Source organism: Citrobacter sp. Cpo032 (assembly GCF_030332975.1).
Classification (GTDB): Bacteria; Pseudomonadota; Gammaproteobacteria; order Enterobacterales; family Enterobacteriaceae; genus Citrobacter; species Citrobacter portucalensis.
Genome location: NZ_JAOWGU010000034.1, coordinates 598176 through 612486, shown reverse-complemented (window position 1 = coordinate 612486; position 14311 = coordinate 598176). Strand labels below are relative to the sequence as shown.

16 protein-coding genes are annotated in these 14311 nt (G+C 49.2%); 1 reads left to right on the top strand and 15 read right to left on the bottom strand.

The window, feature by feature from the left end; all coding sequences use genetic code 11:
- Positions 1-242: 242 nt before the first annotated feature.
- The 7 genes from OGY33_RS05015 to OGY33_RS04985 form a co-directional block, all read right to left on the bottom strand.
- Positions 243-1349 (bottom strand): PTS fructose transporter subunit IIC, encoded by a 1107-nt coding sequence (locus OGY33_RS05015; protein ID WP_191238696.1) that lies wholly within the window; start codon positions 1347-1349, stop codon positions 243-245.
- 43 nt (positions 1350-1392) lie between these two features.
- On the bottom strand, positions 1393-1704 hold the full coding sequence (locus OGY33_RS05010) for a PTS fructose transporter subunit IIB (protein ID WP_191238697.1): 312 nt from the start codon (positions 1702-1704) through the stop codon (positions 1393-1395).
- 55 nt (positions 1705-1759) lie between these two features.
- Positions 1760-2230 carry a PTS sugar transporter subunit IIA gene (locus OGY33_RS05005; protein ID WP_191238698.1) on the bottom strand — a complete coding sequence of 157 codons (471 nt, stop codon included), beginning with the start codon at positions 2228-2230 and terminating at the stop codon, positions 1760-1762.
- 135 nt (positions 2231-2365) lie between these two features.
- Complete coding sequence (alsE, locus tag OGY33_RS05000; protein ID WP_191238699.1) at positions 2366-3043, bottom strand: D-allulose 6-phosphate 3-epimerase; 678 nt, start codon at positions 3041-3043, stop codon at positions 2366-2368.
- 22 nt (positions 3044-3065) lie between these two features.
- Positions 3066-4328: a PTS ascorbate transporter subunit IIC gene (ulaA, locus tag OGY33_RS04995; RefSeq protein ID WP_191238700.1), complete on the bottom strand. Its 1263-nt coding sequence runs from the start codon at positions 4326-4328 to the stop codon at positions 3066-3068.
- 31 nt (positions 4329-4359) lie between these two features.
- Positions 4360-4626, bottom strand: a complete 267-nt coding sequence (locus tag OGY33_RS04990) for a PTS sugar transporter subunit IIB (protein WP_191238701.1) — start codon at positions 4624-4626, stop codon at positions 4360-4362.
- Between the two features lie 10 nt (positions 4627-4636).
- Positions 4637-5077: a PTS sugar transporter subunit IIA gene (locus tag OGY33_RS04985; RefSeq protein WP_191238702.1), complete on the bottom strand. Its 441-nt coding sequence runs from the start codon at positions 5075-5077 to the stop codon at positions 4637-4639.
- Between the two features lie 222 nt (positions 5078-5299).
- On the opposite strand from OGY33_RS04985, the gene OGY33_RS04980 reads away from it, so the two are divergent.
- Complete coding sequence (locus tag OGY33_RS04980) at positions 5300-6352, top strand: LacI family DNA-binding transcriptional regulator (protein ID WP_136391671.1); 1053 nt, start codon at positions 5300-5302, stop codon at positions 6350-6352.
- A 90-nt stretch (positions 6353-6442) separates the two neighbouring features.
- Here OGY33_RS04980 and rlmC read toward each other — a convergent pair whose 3' ends face one another.
- From rlmC to rimK, 8 genes are all read right to left on the bottom strand, one after another.
- Positions 6443-7570 carry a 23S rRNA (uracil(747)-C(5))-methyltransferase RlmC gene (gene rlmC / locus OGY33_RS04975; RefSeq protein ID WP_103015122.1) on the bottom strand — a complete coding sequence of 376 codons (1128 nt, stop codon included), beginning with the start codon at positions 7568-7570 and terminating at the stop codon, positions 6443-6445.
- A 41-nt stretch (positions 7571-7611) separates the two neighbouring features.
- Entirely contained in the window at positions 7612-8100 is a 489-nt protein-coding gene (locus OGY33_RS04970; RefSeq protein WP_003035378.1) for a YbjO family protein, read from the bottom strand.
- A 59-nt stretch (positions 8101-8159) separates the two neighbouring features.
- Complete coding sequence (gene potI, locus OGY33_RS04965) at positions 8160-9005, bottom strand: putrescine ABC transporter permease PotI (RefSeq protein WP_191238703.1); 846 nt, start codon at positions 9003-9005, stop codon at positions 8160-8162.
- Positions 9002-9955, bottom strand: a complete 954-nt coding sequence (potH, locus tag OGY33_RS04960) for a putrescine ABC transporter permease PotH (protein ID WP_003831667.1) — start codon at positions 9953-9955, stop codon at positions 9002-9004. The genes potI and potH overlap by 4 nt, the downstream gene beginning before the upstream one ends.
- Positions 9956-9964: 9 nt before the next feature.
- Positions 9965-11098, bottom strand: a complete 1134-nt coding sequence (gene potG / locus OGY33_RS04955; RefSeq protein ID WP_008784245.1) for a putrescine ABC transporter ATP-binding subunit PotG — start codon at positions 11096-11098, stop codon at positions 9965-9967.
- Between the two features lie 138 nt (positions 11099-11236).
- Complete coding sequence (potF, locus tag OGY33_RS04950; RefSeq protein ID WP_003831664.1) at positions 11237-12349, bottom strand: spermidine/putrescine ABC transporter substrate-binding protein PotF; 1113 nt, start codon at positions 12347-12349, stop codon at positions 11237-11239.
- A gap of 433 nt (positions 12350-12782) precedes the next feature.
- On the bottom strand, positions 12783-13259 hold the full coding sequence (locus OGY33_RS04945; protein WP_003831662.1) for a type III secretion system chaperone family protein: 477 nt from the start codon (positions 13257-13259) through the stop codon (positions 12783-12785).
- Positions 13260-13349: 90 nt separating this feature from the next.
- Positions 13350-14252 carry a 30S ribosomal protein S6--L-glutamate ligase gene (gene rimK, locus OGY33_RS04940; RefSeq protein WP_048214587.1) on the bottom strand — a complete coding sequence of 301 codons (903 nt, stop codon included), beginning with the start codon at positions 14250-14252 and terminating at the stop codon, positions 13350-13352.
- Positions 14253-14311 lie beyond the last annotated feature (59 nt).

Sequence of the window (14311 nt, the reverse complement as noted above, 5' to 3'; positions counted from 1 at the left end):
GAGAAGCCCCGACCGGGGTTCGACTACTGGCGCAGCCAGTTGGACAGACCGGGAGCGCAGCGAACGGGCTGCCCCGCAGGAGCGAGCAAAGCGAGTCAATCCCCGCCTCACCGCCATATTTTAAGAAGAGCTCGTACGCAAGTACGGGCTTTTTTTTCGCATGTTGCGCGCCAGTGGGGGGGTAAATCCCCCACTGTATGATGAACGCTTTCCGATATGTTCGGAGTGCTTTTATTGCGTACTTAGCTTATTTTAATATCATCCCAATCGATATCTTCCTCTTCTTGAACATTATTTATAATTACATCCCGGGGAACATCTTTTTTGATAACGGCATAGACAGTAGCCGTGACAAATATATTAACTATCAATGCCATAATACCGGCCATTGGATGTGACATTGTAGGAATCATCAAAACACCACCAAAAGGTACTGTTGCATCTGCGCCATAAACCATGGTGATTGCACCACCACAAGCACCGCCGATTGCTGCAGCAGCAATACCACGAACGATATCATTCATAACTATAGGTATAGATCCTTCGACAATATTCACCACCCCCATAGGAACAGCCGATTTTAACATTTCAATTTCTTCGTTATTATAAATATTTTTGCGAAGAAGTTTGGCAATAAAGAATGCAAGCCCAAAACCAATAGGTGTTGCAGTGTTAACTAACTGCAGGGCCGTAATTGGTTCATTTATACCCTGTGCCTGGAGTGTTAAGACAAATGCAAAACATGTTTTATTTATCGGACCGCCAAAGTCAACGATACACAACGCTCCTATAACAGCACCTAATAGTAAATTAGATGAAGTTCCCATACTTCTCAGGAACGATGTCAGAGCGTCTGTAAAAATACCAATAGGCGTACCGATGATATAAACCATAATCAGGGCACTGAGAACGGATGCAAAAAATGGCACAACCAATGTGGGCATTAACCCCCTAGCCCAGTCAGGCACCTTCATATTTTTAATAATAGCAAGAGCAATATACCCGGAAATGTAGCCGCCGATCATGCCACCAATGAAGCCCGCACCAATAGCATTAGCCGCCAAACCAACGACAAAACCAGGGGCAATACCGGGCTTACCTGCGATAGAACCGGAAATCCCGATAGCTATAACGACGGGTAATAGTCCAAGCGCCTTGGCCCCCATAGTCGCGAAGGCCTGCCACAGATCAAATTGACCCGGTACTAAAGTGTCCTGAACCGTCCCCCCAAGGCCCATACCAATTGCAATAATGAATCCAGCACCACAAACAATGGGAATCAAGAATGAGATGGCAGTAAGCAGATGACCCTTAGGGTTTGCTGCTTTCCATACTTCTTTAATATTCATAAATTACGCCCTTTAATTTATATAGGATACGCATAGGTAAAAGTTATGAATTTACTAATTCACTGAGTTTTTCAATAAGCTTATTGGGAGATTTAACTGCCATTTCAGTTGGCACTCTGACTACTTTCTTTCCAGCGAACCTTTCTTCACCAGAAACCTTAACATCGGCGGCTAACAGGACAATGTCGGCTTGTATGATCTCATCAGCGGTTAAGGTATTCTCGATACCTATAGTACCTTGTGTTTCAATTTTGACATTATGCCCTGCTTTTTTCGCAGCTATTTCAATTTTCTTTTTCGCAATATATGTATGTGCAATACCTACAGTACAAGCTGTAACGCCAACAATATTCATAACTATTCTCCAGGATTTAATTATTTGCTACGTCATGGCAGAGGTGTTGATTAAATTAAGCGTTAATGCCTTCATCTTCAGGGATCAAAAGTTCGATGATTTTCTGAGGGTCATTTTCTTTCAGCAATTTTTCTATTATTTCTTCATCTGCTAATGAGCCAGAGACTTGTGATAGTAAACGGATATGAGTTGCATTTTGATCCACCAGACAAACAGCAAATAAAATAATGCAACGAACATCACTACCATCCATTGTTTCCCAGGGTATTTGATGCTGGGCTCGTCCAATAGCCAATGCCGTACGGGCTACTCCAGAGGATTTCCCATGTGGGATCGCAATATGATTTTCGAACCCAGTGGAGCCTTGTTCCTCGCGTAGCCAAACATCTTTTAGAAAATCATTTTTACTAATGACAACTCCATCAAGCACTAATAAATCAGTTAATTCTTCAATGGCTTCTTCTTTTGTTTTAGCCATCATATTTAGCTTAATGTTTTTTGCATTAAGCACATCCGAAATATTCATAATTCACCTTAATTAATATAATAGGGTTACAGCGCCCTCAACCGAATAAATCAAGAGCGAGAGCAAAGAGACAGATCGGTTAAATAGACTCTTTACCCTGAGTAATGGCTTAATACGGCTGAGCGCGCTGTAATTTCAGGCAGCGACTTCGCGCTGGTAGATATCGACCATTTTATCCCAGGCATCACTGACATTATCCGCCAGGGAGAACAGGCCCGAGGTCCCTACAATAAAGACGTCAACGCCGGATCGGGAGATCACATTAAAGGTCTTCTCGTTGCAGGATCCATCAATTTCAGTCAAGTAGTGGTAGCCTTGCGTTTCGCGCATCGCAATCAGTTCTTTGATTTTGTTGAGTGATTCCGGAATAAACTTCTGCCCTGCGTAACCGGGGTCAACCGACATAACAGTCACTTTATCCAGCAGATGCGCGTATTCTTTAATAGCATCCGCTGGAGTTGCCGGATTCAACACCACGCCGCAGCGGCGACCAGCATCTTTGATCTGGTTCAGCAGACGGAAGATTTTGTTATTCGCTGTTTCCGGATGGAAACTGATAATATCGGCTCCGGCCTCAATACACATTGGAATTATATCTTCCGGGTGATTCACCATCAGATGCACATCAATTGGCACATCGGTGATTTTCTTCAGATTTTCGATAAAGAAGGGTGACAGCGTAATATTCTTCACATAACTACCATCCATGATATCGACATGATAGAAATCAGCCCGACCATTCATTGCCGTAATTTGTTCTCTGAACTGCGTTAAATCCATACACATTAACGACGGCGAAAATTTAGCTGCCATATTTTACCTCCATAATAATCAATTAGTTAAACAATGAAATGGCATGCCCAAGTATGATGCCAACAACGCCGAAGTCCGCATCACCAAAGGTGGTGGATGCAAAACCAAGGTCGCCCATTAGAGGCAGTAAGATTGCAGGCAAAAACGAAATCAGCAGACCGTGAGCAAAAGCCCCCACTACCGCGCCTCGGCGACCGCCGCAGATGTTGCCGTAGACGCCCGCCGTCGCGCCGCAGAAGAAGTGCGGCACCAAACCCGGAACAATGACGCTCAAACCAAACAGAGGGCACAGGAACATGCTCACCAGACCGGCAGCAAAACTTGACAGAAAACCGACGATTACGGCATTCGGGGCGAACGGAAAGACGGTTGGGCAGTCGAGCGCCGGTTTGGCGTCTTTCACCAGCTTGTCGGCGATACCTTTAAAGGCTGGAACAATTTCGGCAATAATCATGCGTACACCCGCAAGGATGATCCACACGCCTGCCGCAAAGGTCAGCGACTGGATAACGGCGAAGATGATAAAGTTCTGACCACCACTGACGCTGCTCTCAACAAATTCCTTACCTGCAACCAGCACCAGAATGACAAACAGGATCATCATCGTCAGAGATATAGCAACCGAGGAGTCCCGCAGGAAATTCAGTGATTTCGGCACCTGCATTTCTTCAATTGACGGGCTACCTTTACCGACCGCTTTTCCCACCAGCGCCGACAGCAGATAGCCAGTTGAACCAAAATGACCTAGTGCCAGATCATCAGTACCGGTTATTTTGCGAGTGAACGGCTGCAGAATGGCCGGAGAGACCACCATCATGATGCCGAGGATCACCGCCCCGACCAGTATCACCCAAAATGGTGACAGGCCGCCGACGGAGAGAATGACAGCCAGCATCGCCGCCATATACAGCGTGTGGTGCCCCGTCAGAAAGATGTATTTCAGCGGTGTAATGCGGGCAAGTACAATGTTAAACAGCATCCCCAGCACCATGATCATTGCCGTCGCGGTACCGTAGTTTTTCTGCGCCAACGCCGCCATGGCGTCAGTATTTGGCACAACGCCCTGAATATGGAATGAGTACTCAAACAACTGGCTAAACGTTGTTAACGTAGTGGCAACAATCGCCGCACCGGATGTTAGTATTACAAAACCCATTATAGTTTTAAGAGTTCCGGAAATAACCTCGGAGACTGCTTTTTTTTGCAATAATAAACCGATCAAGGAAAACAGACCGACCAGTATTGCTGGTGTACCCAATACATCATGAATAATAAACTGCAGCATAGAATGACTCCGTAGGGCCGCAAAAAATTAGTCAGAGATTCTCGGAAAGAATTTCTTTGATTTTATTGTTATCCAGTAAATTAGATAAGCCAAAGACCTGTGCAGCATGGCTGGGTAGATGTTCAGCAATATCTTTAGCACTAAGAATAATATCTGCAGTTTCACTTTTTGCCGACGCCAGATCAGTATGAGAAACAATTGCTTCTTTATTTAGCTCTTTAATAATTTTTTTCACGTTCATTTCAACGATAAAACTGCTGCCTAAACCGTTACCACACACAATCAGAATTTTTTTCATCTTTACCTCACTATCCGTTGATAACGGCTTGAATTTTCTCCAATGAGGATGCTTTTAACAATGCTGAAAGTCTTTCATCATCGCTAAAAATATCCGCAAGGGATGTGATCATATTAATGTGTTCATCTCCCGAAATCGCACATAACATAATCACCACATAAATAGGATCATTGTCTTCCGAGTCAAAAGAAATGCCTTGTTTAATATGCAAAAGCGATAAGCCATTTTTAATCCCACCCTGTTCCGGACGAGCATGGGGCATCGCCAGACCAGGTGCTAAAATATAATAAGGACCGAGTTCCTGATGGCTATTTAAAATGGCTTTAATATAAGCCTGAGTTATCGACTCTTTATCCAATAAAGGTTGTGCCGCTAACGTAATGGCCTGTTTCCAGTCACAGACTGAATCCACAATTTGGATATTTTCCGTAGGTAACCAGGTCGTAATCATAAATACCCCGATAGCGTTGAAATTGAGCCTACTATAGAGGAATGCCTTCACGCCTTACCGTGATCTTCCTCGCAAAGTTAGCGCTAACACGATGGTGATGTTAAAATTCTTGTTACCGCTAACTTAATTAACCATACTTATTATTACTTTGCAGTTGGGCAATGCGCAAAACGCTAAACATCATTTACAATAGGAGCCCAGACAGGCTAAAGGAGGACATCAGTGCAGACGTTACAAGCGGACGATAGCGCGCGAGAAAAACGCAGGAAAAACACTGGCAAAATTACGCTCGCCGAAGTGGCAAAACTTGTCGGCGTTAGCACGATGACCGTGTCGCGCGCATTACGTATGCCTGAAAAAGTGAATCCTGAACTACGCACCCGCATCGAAGCAGCGGTGAACGAGTTGGGCTATGTGCCAAACCTGCAGGCCCGCAGCCTCGCCTCTGCTGACTCCAGTCTCGTAATGGGTGTGGTGCCTTCTTTTTCCTCCCCTGGATTTCTTGCCGTCTCCGAAACGCTACAGACGGTGATCGCGACCCAGGGCTACAGCATGATGTTTATCGAGTCCGGCCAGGGTGGACAAAGCGAAGAAAAAGCCTTTGCACAAATGCTCGCCTATAATCCGGCGGCGATTGTTCAGTTCAATATTGATAACATCAGCAGTTGTTCGCAGATGATAAGTAATACCGGCGTGCCGGTGGTTGAGATTGGTGCTATTAATCGCGATGCTAGCTGGGTCAGTATCGGCGTTGACTACGCTGCGGCCATTAAAAAGCTGGTCACCTCCCTTGCGCAGAGCGGATATAAAAATATCGGCTTGCTCTGCACCGCCTCCAATAACATTATGTTTCGCCAGGTGCTGAGCGGCTGGAACAGCGCCATGCTCTCGGTTAACCACTCCCCACATCGCGTGGTGACCTCTCACCTACCAGCAGGCATAACGACCGGTTTAAACCTGCTGGGAGATATTCGTATCACCTGGCCAGAGCTGGATGCGCTGATTTGTACATCTGATGAAATTGCCTGCGGCTGCATTATGGCCTGCCATGGTGCAGGACAAAAAGTGCCCAACTCCCTGGCATTGGCAAGCTTGAGTGGTGGTACTCTTGCCGCAGTTTGCTCACCTTCTCTGACTGCTGTCGAGTTCCCGTGGAGTGAAACAGGAACTCGCGCAGGAAAAACGTTACTTGATCTCCTTGCTGGCAATTCGACGGATAAATTCATTGAATTACCATCAACGTTACAAGTTCGCGCGAGCACCAGAAAAATGTAATGCGTTAATATATTTATTGATTTGTCATCCTGCCTACAGCCCTGCATATCTCTGTAGGCCTGATAAGCGAAGCGCCATCAGGCATGGCAGTTATTGTCGGCTGAGTAGCGTTAGCACTTCATAGTGCGCGGTGTGTGGGAACATATCGAAAAGTTGGACGCGTTCAATGCGATACCCGGGCAACTCACGAATATCCTTCGCCATGGTTTGCGCATTACAGCTGGAATAAACAATAAAACGCGGTGCCATGCGGGAAAGAAAATCGCACAACGGTTTTCCAATCCCGCGACGCGGCGGATTCACCAGCACCAGGTCAGGTACTTCGCCCTGAGCGGTAGCAAACTGGGTTGAATCCAGCGCCTGAAAATGCAGATTCTGCAACCCAAGCTCCTGCGCTGACTGCTTCGCGCAGGTAATCGCCTCTGGCGCGATTTCAATCCCTGTCAGTTTCATTTGCGGTGTAGCACAGTGCAGACCAAAGCCCCCTACGCCGCAAAACAGATCCCACATATGATTAACCGGAAGCTGACGCACCCAGTCACGCGCCGTGGCATATAACTGCCCCGCCACTACCGGATTGGTCTGGAAGAAGCTCTGCGGGCGGATCCACAACGGCACATCGTTAAAGCGTTCCGCCAGCGCCTGTTGTTCCGTCAGGAAGATTTCTGTCTCCCCTTCCATAATCGCCATATGCACCGGCTGAATATTGGCAGTGATCACTTTTAACTGTGGGAGTTGTGCCTGCAACCAGGGTAGCGCCGCTCGCAGCTGTGCCAGTTTTGCGTCAGAACGCAGGACAAAACGCAGCATCATACCGCCGTCGTATCGGCTTTCCGTTAACAGCAGATATTTCAGCTCCCCGCGTTTGCGCGCCACGTTATAGGGCGTCAGCCCTGCCCGAGCGATAAACGGCTTAAGCGCGGCAAATACGGGTGCAAAAGACTCAGGATAGAGCGGACAGTCGCACAAGTCCTCAGGCGTACCGTCACGATGCAGCATTCCCAGCAGCGGTTTTTCCACGCTGCCGCTGACTACCATTTTGGCTTTATTACGAAACGCGCTTTCCGGACCACTGACCGGCGCGCACCATTCTCCGACCGGATACTCGGCCAGCAGATTCTGCAGATCGGCTGTTTTTTCGAAGAGTTGATCGGCGACAGGCTGTGTTATCCACTGACAGGAGCGACAGCGTTCGGCGTCATATAGTGCGCACTGCATACAAAGACCTACAAATTAACCGGGGGCCAAGATTATACACGTTATTGCAAACGGAAGAACCGCCTGCTGGACGCAGGAACAAACAGCAGCAGCAATACCAGCATATCCGGCAGTTTTTGCATCACCAGCGTATGCAGGATTTCGCGTCTGGACTCCCCCGCAATGCTGAACAATTCTGGATATCCGTAGCCCAACGAAGCAGCCCACAGATAGACGCTGGCGATAATCTGGGTCAACAGATAGATCCAGCGTGCCCAGTTCCGTCCTTTTACCAGCGAAAATGCGCAGTAAATTTCGATAAATAGCAGCACCAGACTGCCCAGAAACACCAGCGTCAAATTCCAGGTCTGCACACTGCGATGAATAAACTCACTGGTTCCACGAAACCCAAGCGTATTAAAAATCATCAACAGATCGAGACAGCGGATCATGATAATAGCCAGCGCCGCCACCTGCACCAAAGCAGGGACGTTTAAGCGAGCATGTGATGTGGATGATTTCTTAAAAAATCCCAACGCGTCGTCTTCCATGAAAACGGCGCAGCCACCACAGTTGCGCCGTATAGACAGGTTGGCAGATTTTAGTTTTTTCAGCCGCGTCTTGCACGTTGGATATCGCGGATCCGTTGTTTTTCTGTTCGCGCCATCAGATACCACGCGATAAATCCGATAATTCCTACCACACCAAGGATCAGCGTCGCCAGGGCGTTGATCTCCGGGTTCACCCCCATACGTACGCTGGAGAACACCAGCATCGGTAACGTTGTGGCGCCAGGACCAGAGACAAAGCTGGCAATAACCAGATCATCGAGTGACAGCGTGAAGGCTAATAACCAACCGGAAATCACGGCCGGCATAATCATCGGCAGGGTGATGACGAAAAAGACCTTCAGCGGCGTGGCGCCGAGATCCATCGCCGCTTCCTCAATGGAGTGATCCAGTTCGCGCAAACGTGAAGAAATCACCACCGCCACATATGCCGTACAGAAAGTGACGTGCGCCAGCCATATGGTCAATATACCGCGATCCGCTGGCCAGCCGATGGCGTGAGCCAACGCTACAAACAGCAGCAGCAGCGACAAACCGGTAATGACATCTGGCATAACCAGCGGCGCGGTGATCATAAAAGCGAAACCATTCGAACCACGAAAACGACCAAAGCGCACCATTACCACGGCGGCGATGGTGCCAAGGATTGCCGCCATCGTCGCAGCACCCGCAGCAATCGTTAAACTCATGCCGACGGCGCTTATCATCGCGCTATCGTGAAAAAGCTCGCCATACCAACGTGTTGACCACCCCGCCCAGACCGTCACCAGCTTCGAGCTGTTAAACGAATAGATAACCAACATCAGCATCGGCGCGTACAGGAAGGTAAAGCCCACTACCAGGATAAAAATACGCCACGGCGAGCGAACGACCGGTAAGTTATTCATCCGTGTTCCCCCACGCTTTTTTGCTGATATTTGTGGAACCACATGATCGGCACAATCAGTAGCAGCAGCATAATAATGGCGACAGCAGAAGCCACCGGCCAGTCGCGGTTATTGAAAAATTCCTGCCACAGCACGCGACCAATCATGATGCTATCCGGGCCGCCCAACAGTTCCGGGATCACAAACTCGCCAACAGCCGGAATAAATACCAGCATTGACCCGGCGATAATCCCACCCTTGGTCAACGGCACAATCACGCTAAAGAAGGTCTTAAGCGGCCGGGCACCTAAATCCAGCGCCGCTTCCACCAGCGAGTAATCGATACGGGTCAGCGCGGTATAAATCGGCAGCACCATAAAGGGCAAATAGGCGTAAACAATACCGATGTAGACCGCCAGATTGGTGTGCAAAATCGTCAACGGTTGGTCAATGACGCCCAACCACATCAGGAAGTTGTTCAGCACGCCGTTGTTTTTTAGGATCCCCATCCAGGCATATACGCGAATTAAAAACGAGGTCCAGGACGGCAGGATCACCAGCAACAGCAGAATATTACGCGTTGAGGGTTTACTGTGCGCGACGGCCCATGCCAGCGGGTATCCCAGCAGCAGGCAACAGATTGTCGAAATTCCCGCCACCTGTAACGATTGCAGGTAGGCATCGAAATAGAGCGGATCGTCCGTTAACTGCAGGAAGTTGGCTAAGTTGAGCGTGATGGATAGCTGATCGTCAGCCCATGAAACGAGGTCCGTATAGGGAGGAATAGCGCGCGCCATTTCCGCCAAACTGATTTTGAAGACGATCAGAAAAGGCAGCAGAAACAGGAGCAGCAGCCACACATACGGCAGCGCGATCACCAGCTTGCGCCCGTGCTTCATTTGCAGCCGCGACATAAACAGCGTGAATCGCCCTGCTTTATCCACGCGTGCCGGAGGTTCAAGTGTACTCATCTTCGCTCCTTAAACCGTCAACACCACACAGCTGTCCGCATCCCAACATAAACGGACTTCGTCACCCCAGGTTGGTAATCCCTTGCGATAACGATGCTCATTTTGTAGCTGGGCGCTCAACATCTGGCCGCTTTTCAAACGTACGTGGTACACCGACAAATCGCCCAAATAGGCAATGTGTACCACTTCGCCTACCGCGAAGTTATAACCCTCTGGCGGAGGGGCTTCGCAGAGCATGATTTTCTCCGGGCGCAGCGCAACGTATACCGGGACGTTATCGACAATAGACGCATCGGCGTCCACTTTCAGCGGATGCACCAGTCCAGGAGACTCAATCACCAGACCATCTTCCTGGCGTTCTTTTAGCAGTCCCTCAAAAACGTTTACCGAACCGATAAACTCTGCGCTGTAGCGCGTAGTCGGGTGTTCGTAGATCTCTTCCGGCTCGCCGATCTGGACAAATTTGCCACGGTTCATGATCGCGATACGGCCCGCCATCGTCATGGCTTCTTCCTGATCGTGTGTCACCATCACGCAGGTAACCCCGACGCGTTCAAGGATATCCACCACTTCCAGTTGCATGCGGTCTCGGAGTTTTTTATCCAGCGCTCCCATCGGCTCATCCAGCAGCAGCAGTTTTGGCCGTTTCGCCAGACTACGCGCCAGTGCCACACGCTGACGCTGACCGCCGGAAAGCTGGTGCGGTTTGCGTTTGGCGAACTCCTGCATATGCACGAGTCCCAGCATCTCATTCACCCGACTGGCGATTTCAGCCTTCGGCAGCTTGTCCTGCTTGAGGCCAAAGGCAATGTTCTGCTCCACCGTCATGTGCGGAAACAGGGCATAGGACTGAAACATCATATTAATCGGACGCAGATAAGGCGGGACATGCGCTAAATCGACGCCATCCAGCATGATTTGCCCGGTAGTCGGCAGTTCAAATCCCGCCAGCATCCGTAGCAGAGTCGATTTGCCACAGCCGGACGCGCCGAGCAGAGCAAATATTTCACCTTTGTAGATAGTAAGATTGACGTCATCAACGGCGTGCTGACCGTCAAATGACTTGGTCAGATTGCGAATTTCAAGCAGCGGGGTCAGCGCCTTGCGGATTTTCGCTTGTGGGCGTGGGGTTGCATCATTCACTCAGGTGCTCTCCGGCATAAAACAAAGAAACGGTGCAAATAACGCACCATAACGGTGCGTATTGCCGGGTTATATGTGTCCGGGTTCAACGCTGCCCGGCAGGCAAAAATCCTGCCGGGTCATGTCCCAAACATCGGTTTATTTCCCGCTTTTTACCTTCGTCCATGCGCGGGTACGTACACGATCGATCTTCGGATCCTGTACTTTCAGTGTGAACAGCTTGGCGCGAACATCTGCAGGCGGGTAGATACCCGGGTTGTCACGAACTTCAGGGCTGACCAGAGCCGTCGCTTCTTTGTTGGCATTGGCATAAAACACGTGGTCGGAGATATGCGCAATCACATCAGGGCGCAGCAGGTAATTGAGGAACTGATAGGCTTCATCTTTGTTTTTCGCATCGGCAGGCATCGCGAATACGTCAAAGAACGCCATTGCACCTTCTTTAGGAATTGAGAAGGAGATATTGACGCCATTTTTCGCTTCTTTCGCACGGTTTGCCGCTTGCCATACGTCCCCTGCCCAGCCAATCGCGACGCAGGTATCACCGTTTGCCAGGTCGTTAATATATTGCGAGGAGTGGAAGTAGCGAATATTTGGGCGCAGCTTCAACAGCAGGTCAGTTGCCGGTCCGGTGTAATCATCCGCTTTGGTACTGTTTGGGTCTTTACCCAAATAGTTCAGCACCGTGGCAAACACCTCTTCGGGCGCATCGAGGAAAGAGACGCCGCAGCTTTTGAGTTTTTCCAGATTTTCCGGTTTGAGGATCAAATCCCAGCTGTTAACCGGCGCATCCGGCCCCAGCACCGCTTTGACTTTATCCACGTTATAGCCAATACCGGTCGTAGCCCACATATACGGCATCGCGAACTTGTTGTCCGGATCGTGTTTACCCACCAGCTTCAGCAGTTCAGGATCAAGATTTTTCCAGCCCGGCAATTTGCTCTTATCCAGCGGCTGGAATACGCCCGCAGTCAGTTGACGCTCAAGGAAGCTGGCAGAAGGAACGACAAGATCAAAGCCGGTGCTGCCAGCCATGAGCTTACCTTCCAGTACTTCATTGGAATCAAATACGTCATAGATAACTTTAATTCCGGTCTCTTTTTCAAAATTAGCCACCGTGTCCGGGGCGATATAATCAGACCAGTTATATATATGCAGCGTTTTTTGTTCAGCAGCGAGCGTGCCGGCAGAGATGGCCATCAGAGCACCCGCAACCAGGCCTGATAACCATTTTTTATTTAAGGCGGTCATAATCTCTTTCCTTCTGAAAGTTCGTTAACAAACGAACAAAAATGTCACACTCTAATGATATGCAAGAAACGTGCATATTCTTTCATGCGGCACCGATGAAAAGAGAGACCTCTCCTCATGCCGCTGTTGCTCGCTGGCATCCGCCGATGCATTCAACACACATTGTGGCCACAGGTCAGGTCACAAGGGGTTGTTTAAATGATGACGTTGGTAAGCTTCGCAAGAATAACTTTAGCCAGGAATTGTGGATATAGCCCAGATTAAAAAACGTCTTTTATCAATTTTTTATGCAGGAATTGTCTATGACATAAAGCGGAAGGCGCTGAATCGAGGTGAATAATTCTTTAATGAAAGGTTAAATGCAGAATAAAAACAGGCAATACGCAACCGCTCTGGCAGCGGCTGCGCAATATATGTCCAGATTCAGGAAGAATTAATGGAGGAAATGAATTTCAGCGGTGCTGTTTTGCGCATCTTCTTCAGCATTAAATAACAGCTGATGCGCTCCGGCTTCGAGGATCACCATCGATATTTGCTCTTCGCTCTGGCGAACAAAACATTCAAACTGCTCAAACGTTACGCCCGGCGTAACGGATAAAGACTGGCAAACCACCAGCTTTGGCAGATTATCATCCTGCATATCCAGAAACGCTTTCACAGTCAGTGAACTGGCATTGATCGCAGACAGATCGGCTGCCAGTGGCAGCAATGCAGAAGGTCTGACTTCCGCCATCGCAGAAAACAGAATGACGTTATCGACTAAATCAACTTTTGCATCAAAGATGCCGTCAAAATTCTGCATGTGTGGCAAGTGCAGCGCCTGACAGGTATCGCATTCAAAAAAACTCATGCCCAGGTCGTCGAGCCATTGACGCAACGTATCCAGAGTGGGAACGACCAGTGATGTCATAATAATGTGCGACCTCTATTGATGAAAAAAATACCGGCACAGCTTACGCAAAAAGATCGTGTCATACCACGATCGCAATCGATATTGTGTTTAGCCGCCGATTTTAAGACAAAATTCAGGCGTAGCATGGCGCTCGATCCACTGGATCATCTTGCCGGCAATGTCTATCCCGGTGGTTTTCTCGACCCCTTCCAGACCCGGAGAAGCGTTAACCTCCATGACCAGCGGCCCACGTTCTGCACGCAGAATATCAACACCTGCAACATCCAGCCCCATGGTCTGAGCGGCTTTGAGCGCAATTTTTCTTTCGCGCGGCGTAATATTCGCAATAGTCGCCACCCCGCCGCGATGGAGATTAGATCGAAAATCGCCCTCTTTAGCCCGTCGTTCAATGGCGGCCACTACTTCATCGCCCACCACGAAACAGCGGATATCCCGCCCTTGCGCTTCTTTGATATATTCCTGAACCAGGATATGGGCATTCACCCCACGAAAGGCATCTACCACGCTTTCTGCAGCCTGCCGCGTTTCCGCCAGCACCACGCCGATCCCCTGGGTGCCTTCAACCAGTTTCACCACCAACGGCGCACCGCCAACCATGTCAATCATGTCGCTGGTATCGTCCGGAGAGTGAGCAATTCCGGTGATGGGTAAATCAATTCCCTGACGCGCCAGCAGTTGTAGCGAACGCAGCTTATCGCGCGCTCGCGTAATCGCTACCGATTCATTCAACGGATAGCTACCCAGCATCTCAAACTGGCGCAGCGCCGCCGTCCCATAAAAGGTAATCGCGGAACCAATCCGCGGGATCACCGCGTCGAAATGGGGAAGCTGACGGCCCTTGTAATGAATAGAGGATGCCGCCGGGCTGATGTTCATATAGCAAGAAAGGGGATCGATAACTTCAACCAGGTGACCGCGCTGCATCGCCGCTTCACGCAGGCGTTTACAAGAATAGAGCGTTCCGTCCCGGGACAAAATGGCAATTTTCACCCTGCACCTCTCTGAATGACCTGGTAAAAGCTGGCGTATCATACACTGGGTTAAAATCT

Excerpts from the sequence above, each read along its gene's own strand:
- OGY33_RS05015 (WP_191238696.1), bottom strand. The coding sequence starts at position 1,349 with ATGAATATTAAAGAAGTATGGAAAGCAGCAAACCCTAAGGGTCATCTG.
- OGY33_RS05010 (WP_191238697.1), bottom strand. The coding sequence starts at position 1,704 with ATGAATATTGTTGGCGTTACAGCTTGTACTGTAGGTATTGCACATACA.
- OGY33_RS05005 (WP_191238698.1), bottom strand. The coding sequence starts at position 2,230 with ATGAATATTTCGGATGTGCTTAATGCAAAAAACATTAAGCTAAATATG.
- alsE (WP_191238699.1), bottom strand. The coding sequence starts at position 3,043 with ATGGCAGCTAAATTTTCGCCGTCGTTAATGTGTATGGATTTAACGCAG.
- ulaA (WP_191238700.1), bottom strand. The coding sequence starts at position 4,328 with ATGCTGCAGTTTATTATTCATGATGTATTGGGTACACCAGCAATACTG.
- OGY33_RS04990 (WP_191238701.1), bottom strand. The coding sequence starts at position 4,626 with ATGAAAAAAATTCTGATTGTGTGTGGTAACGGTTTAGGCAGCAGTTTT.
- OGY33_RS04985 (WP_191238702.1), bottom strand. The coding sequence starts at position 5,077 with ATGATTACGACCTGGTTACCTACGGAAAATATCCAAATTGTGGATTCA.
- rlmC (WP_103015122.1), bottom strand. The coding sequence starts at position 7,570 with ATGCAGTGCGCACTATATGACGCCGAACGCTGTCGCTCCTGTCAGTGG.
- OGY33_RS04970 (WP_003035378.1), bottom strand. The coding sequence starts at position 8,100 with ATGGAAGACGACGCGTTGGGATTTTTTAAGAAATCATCCACATCACAT.
- potI (WP_191238703.1), bottom strand. The coding sequence starts at position 9,005 with ATGAATAACTTACCGGTCGTTCGCTCGCCGTGGCGTATTTTTATCCTG.
- potH (WP_003831667.1), bottom strand. The coding sequence starts at position 9,955 with ATGAGTACACTTGAACCTCCGGCACGCGTGGATAAAGCAGGGCGATTC.
- potF (WP_003831664.1), bottom strand. The coding sequence starts at position 12,349 with ATGACCGCCTTAAATAAAAAATGGTTATCAGGCCTGGTTGCGGGTGCT.
- OGY33_RS04945 (WP_003831662.1), bottom strand. The coding sequence starts at position 13,259 with ATGACATCACTGGTCGTTCCCACTCTGGATACGTTGCGTCAATGGCTC.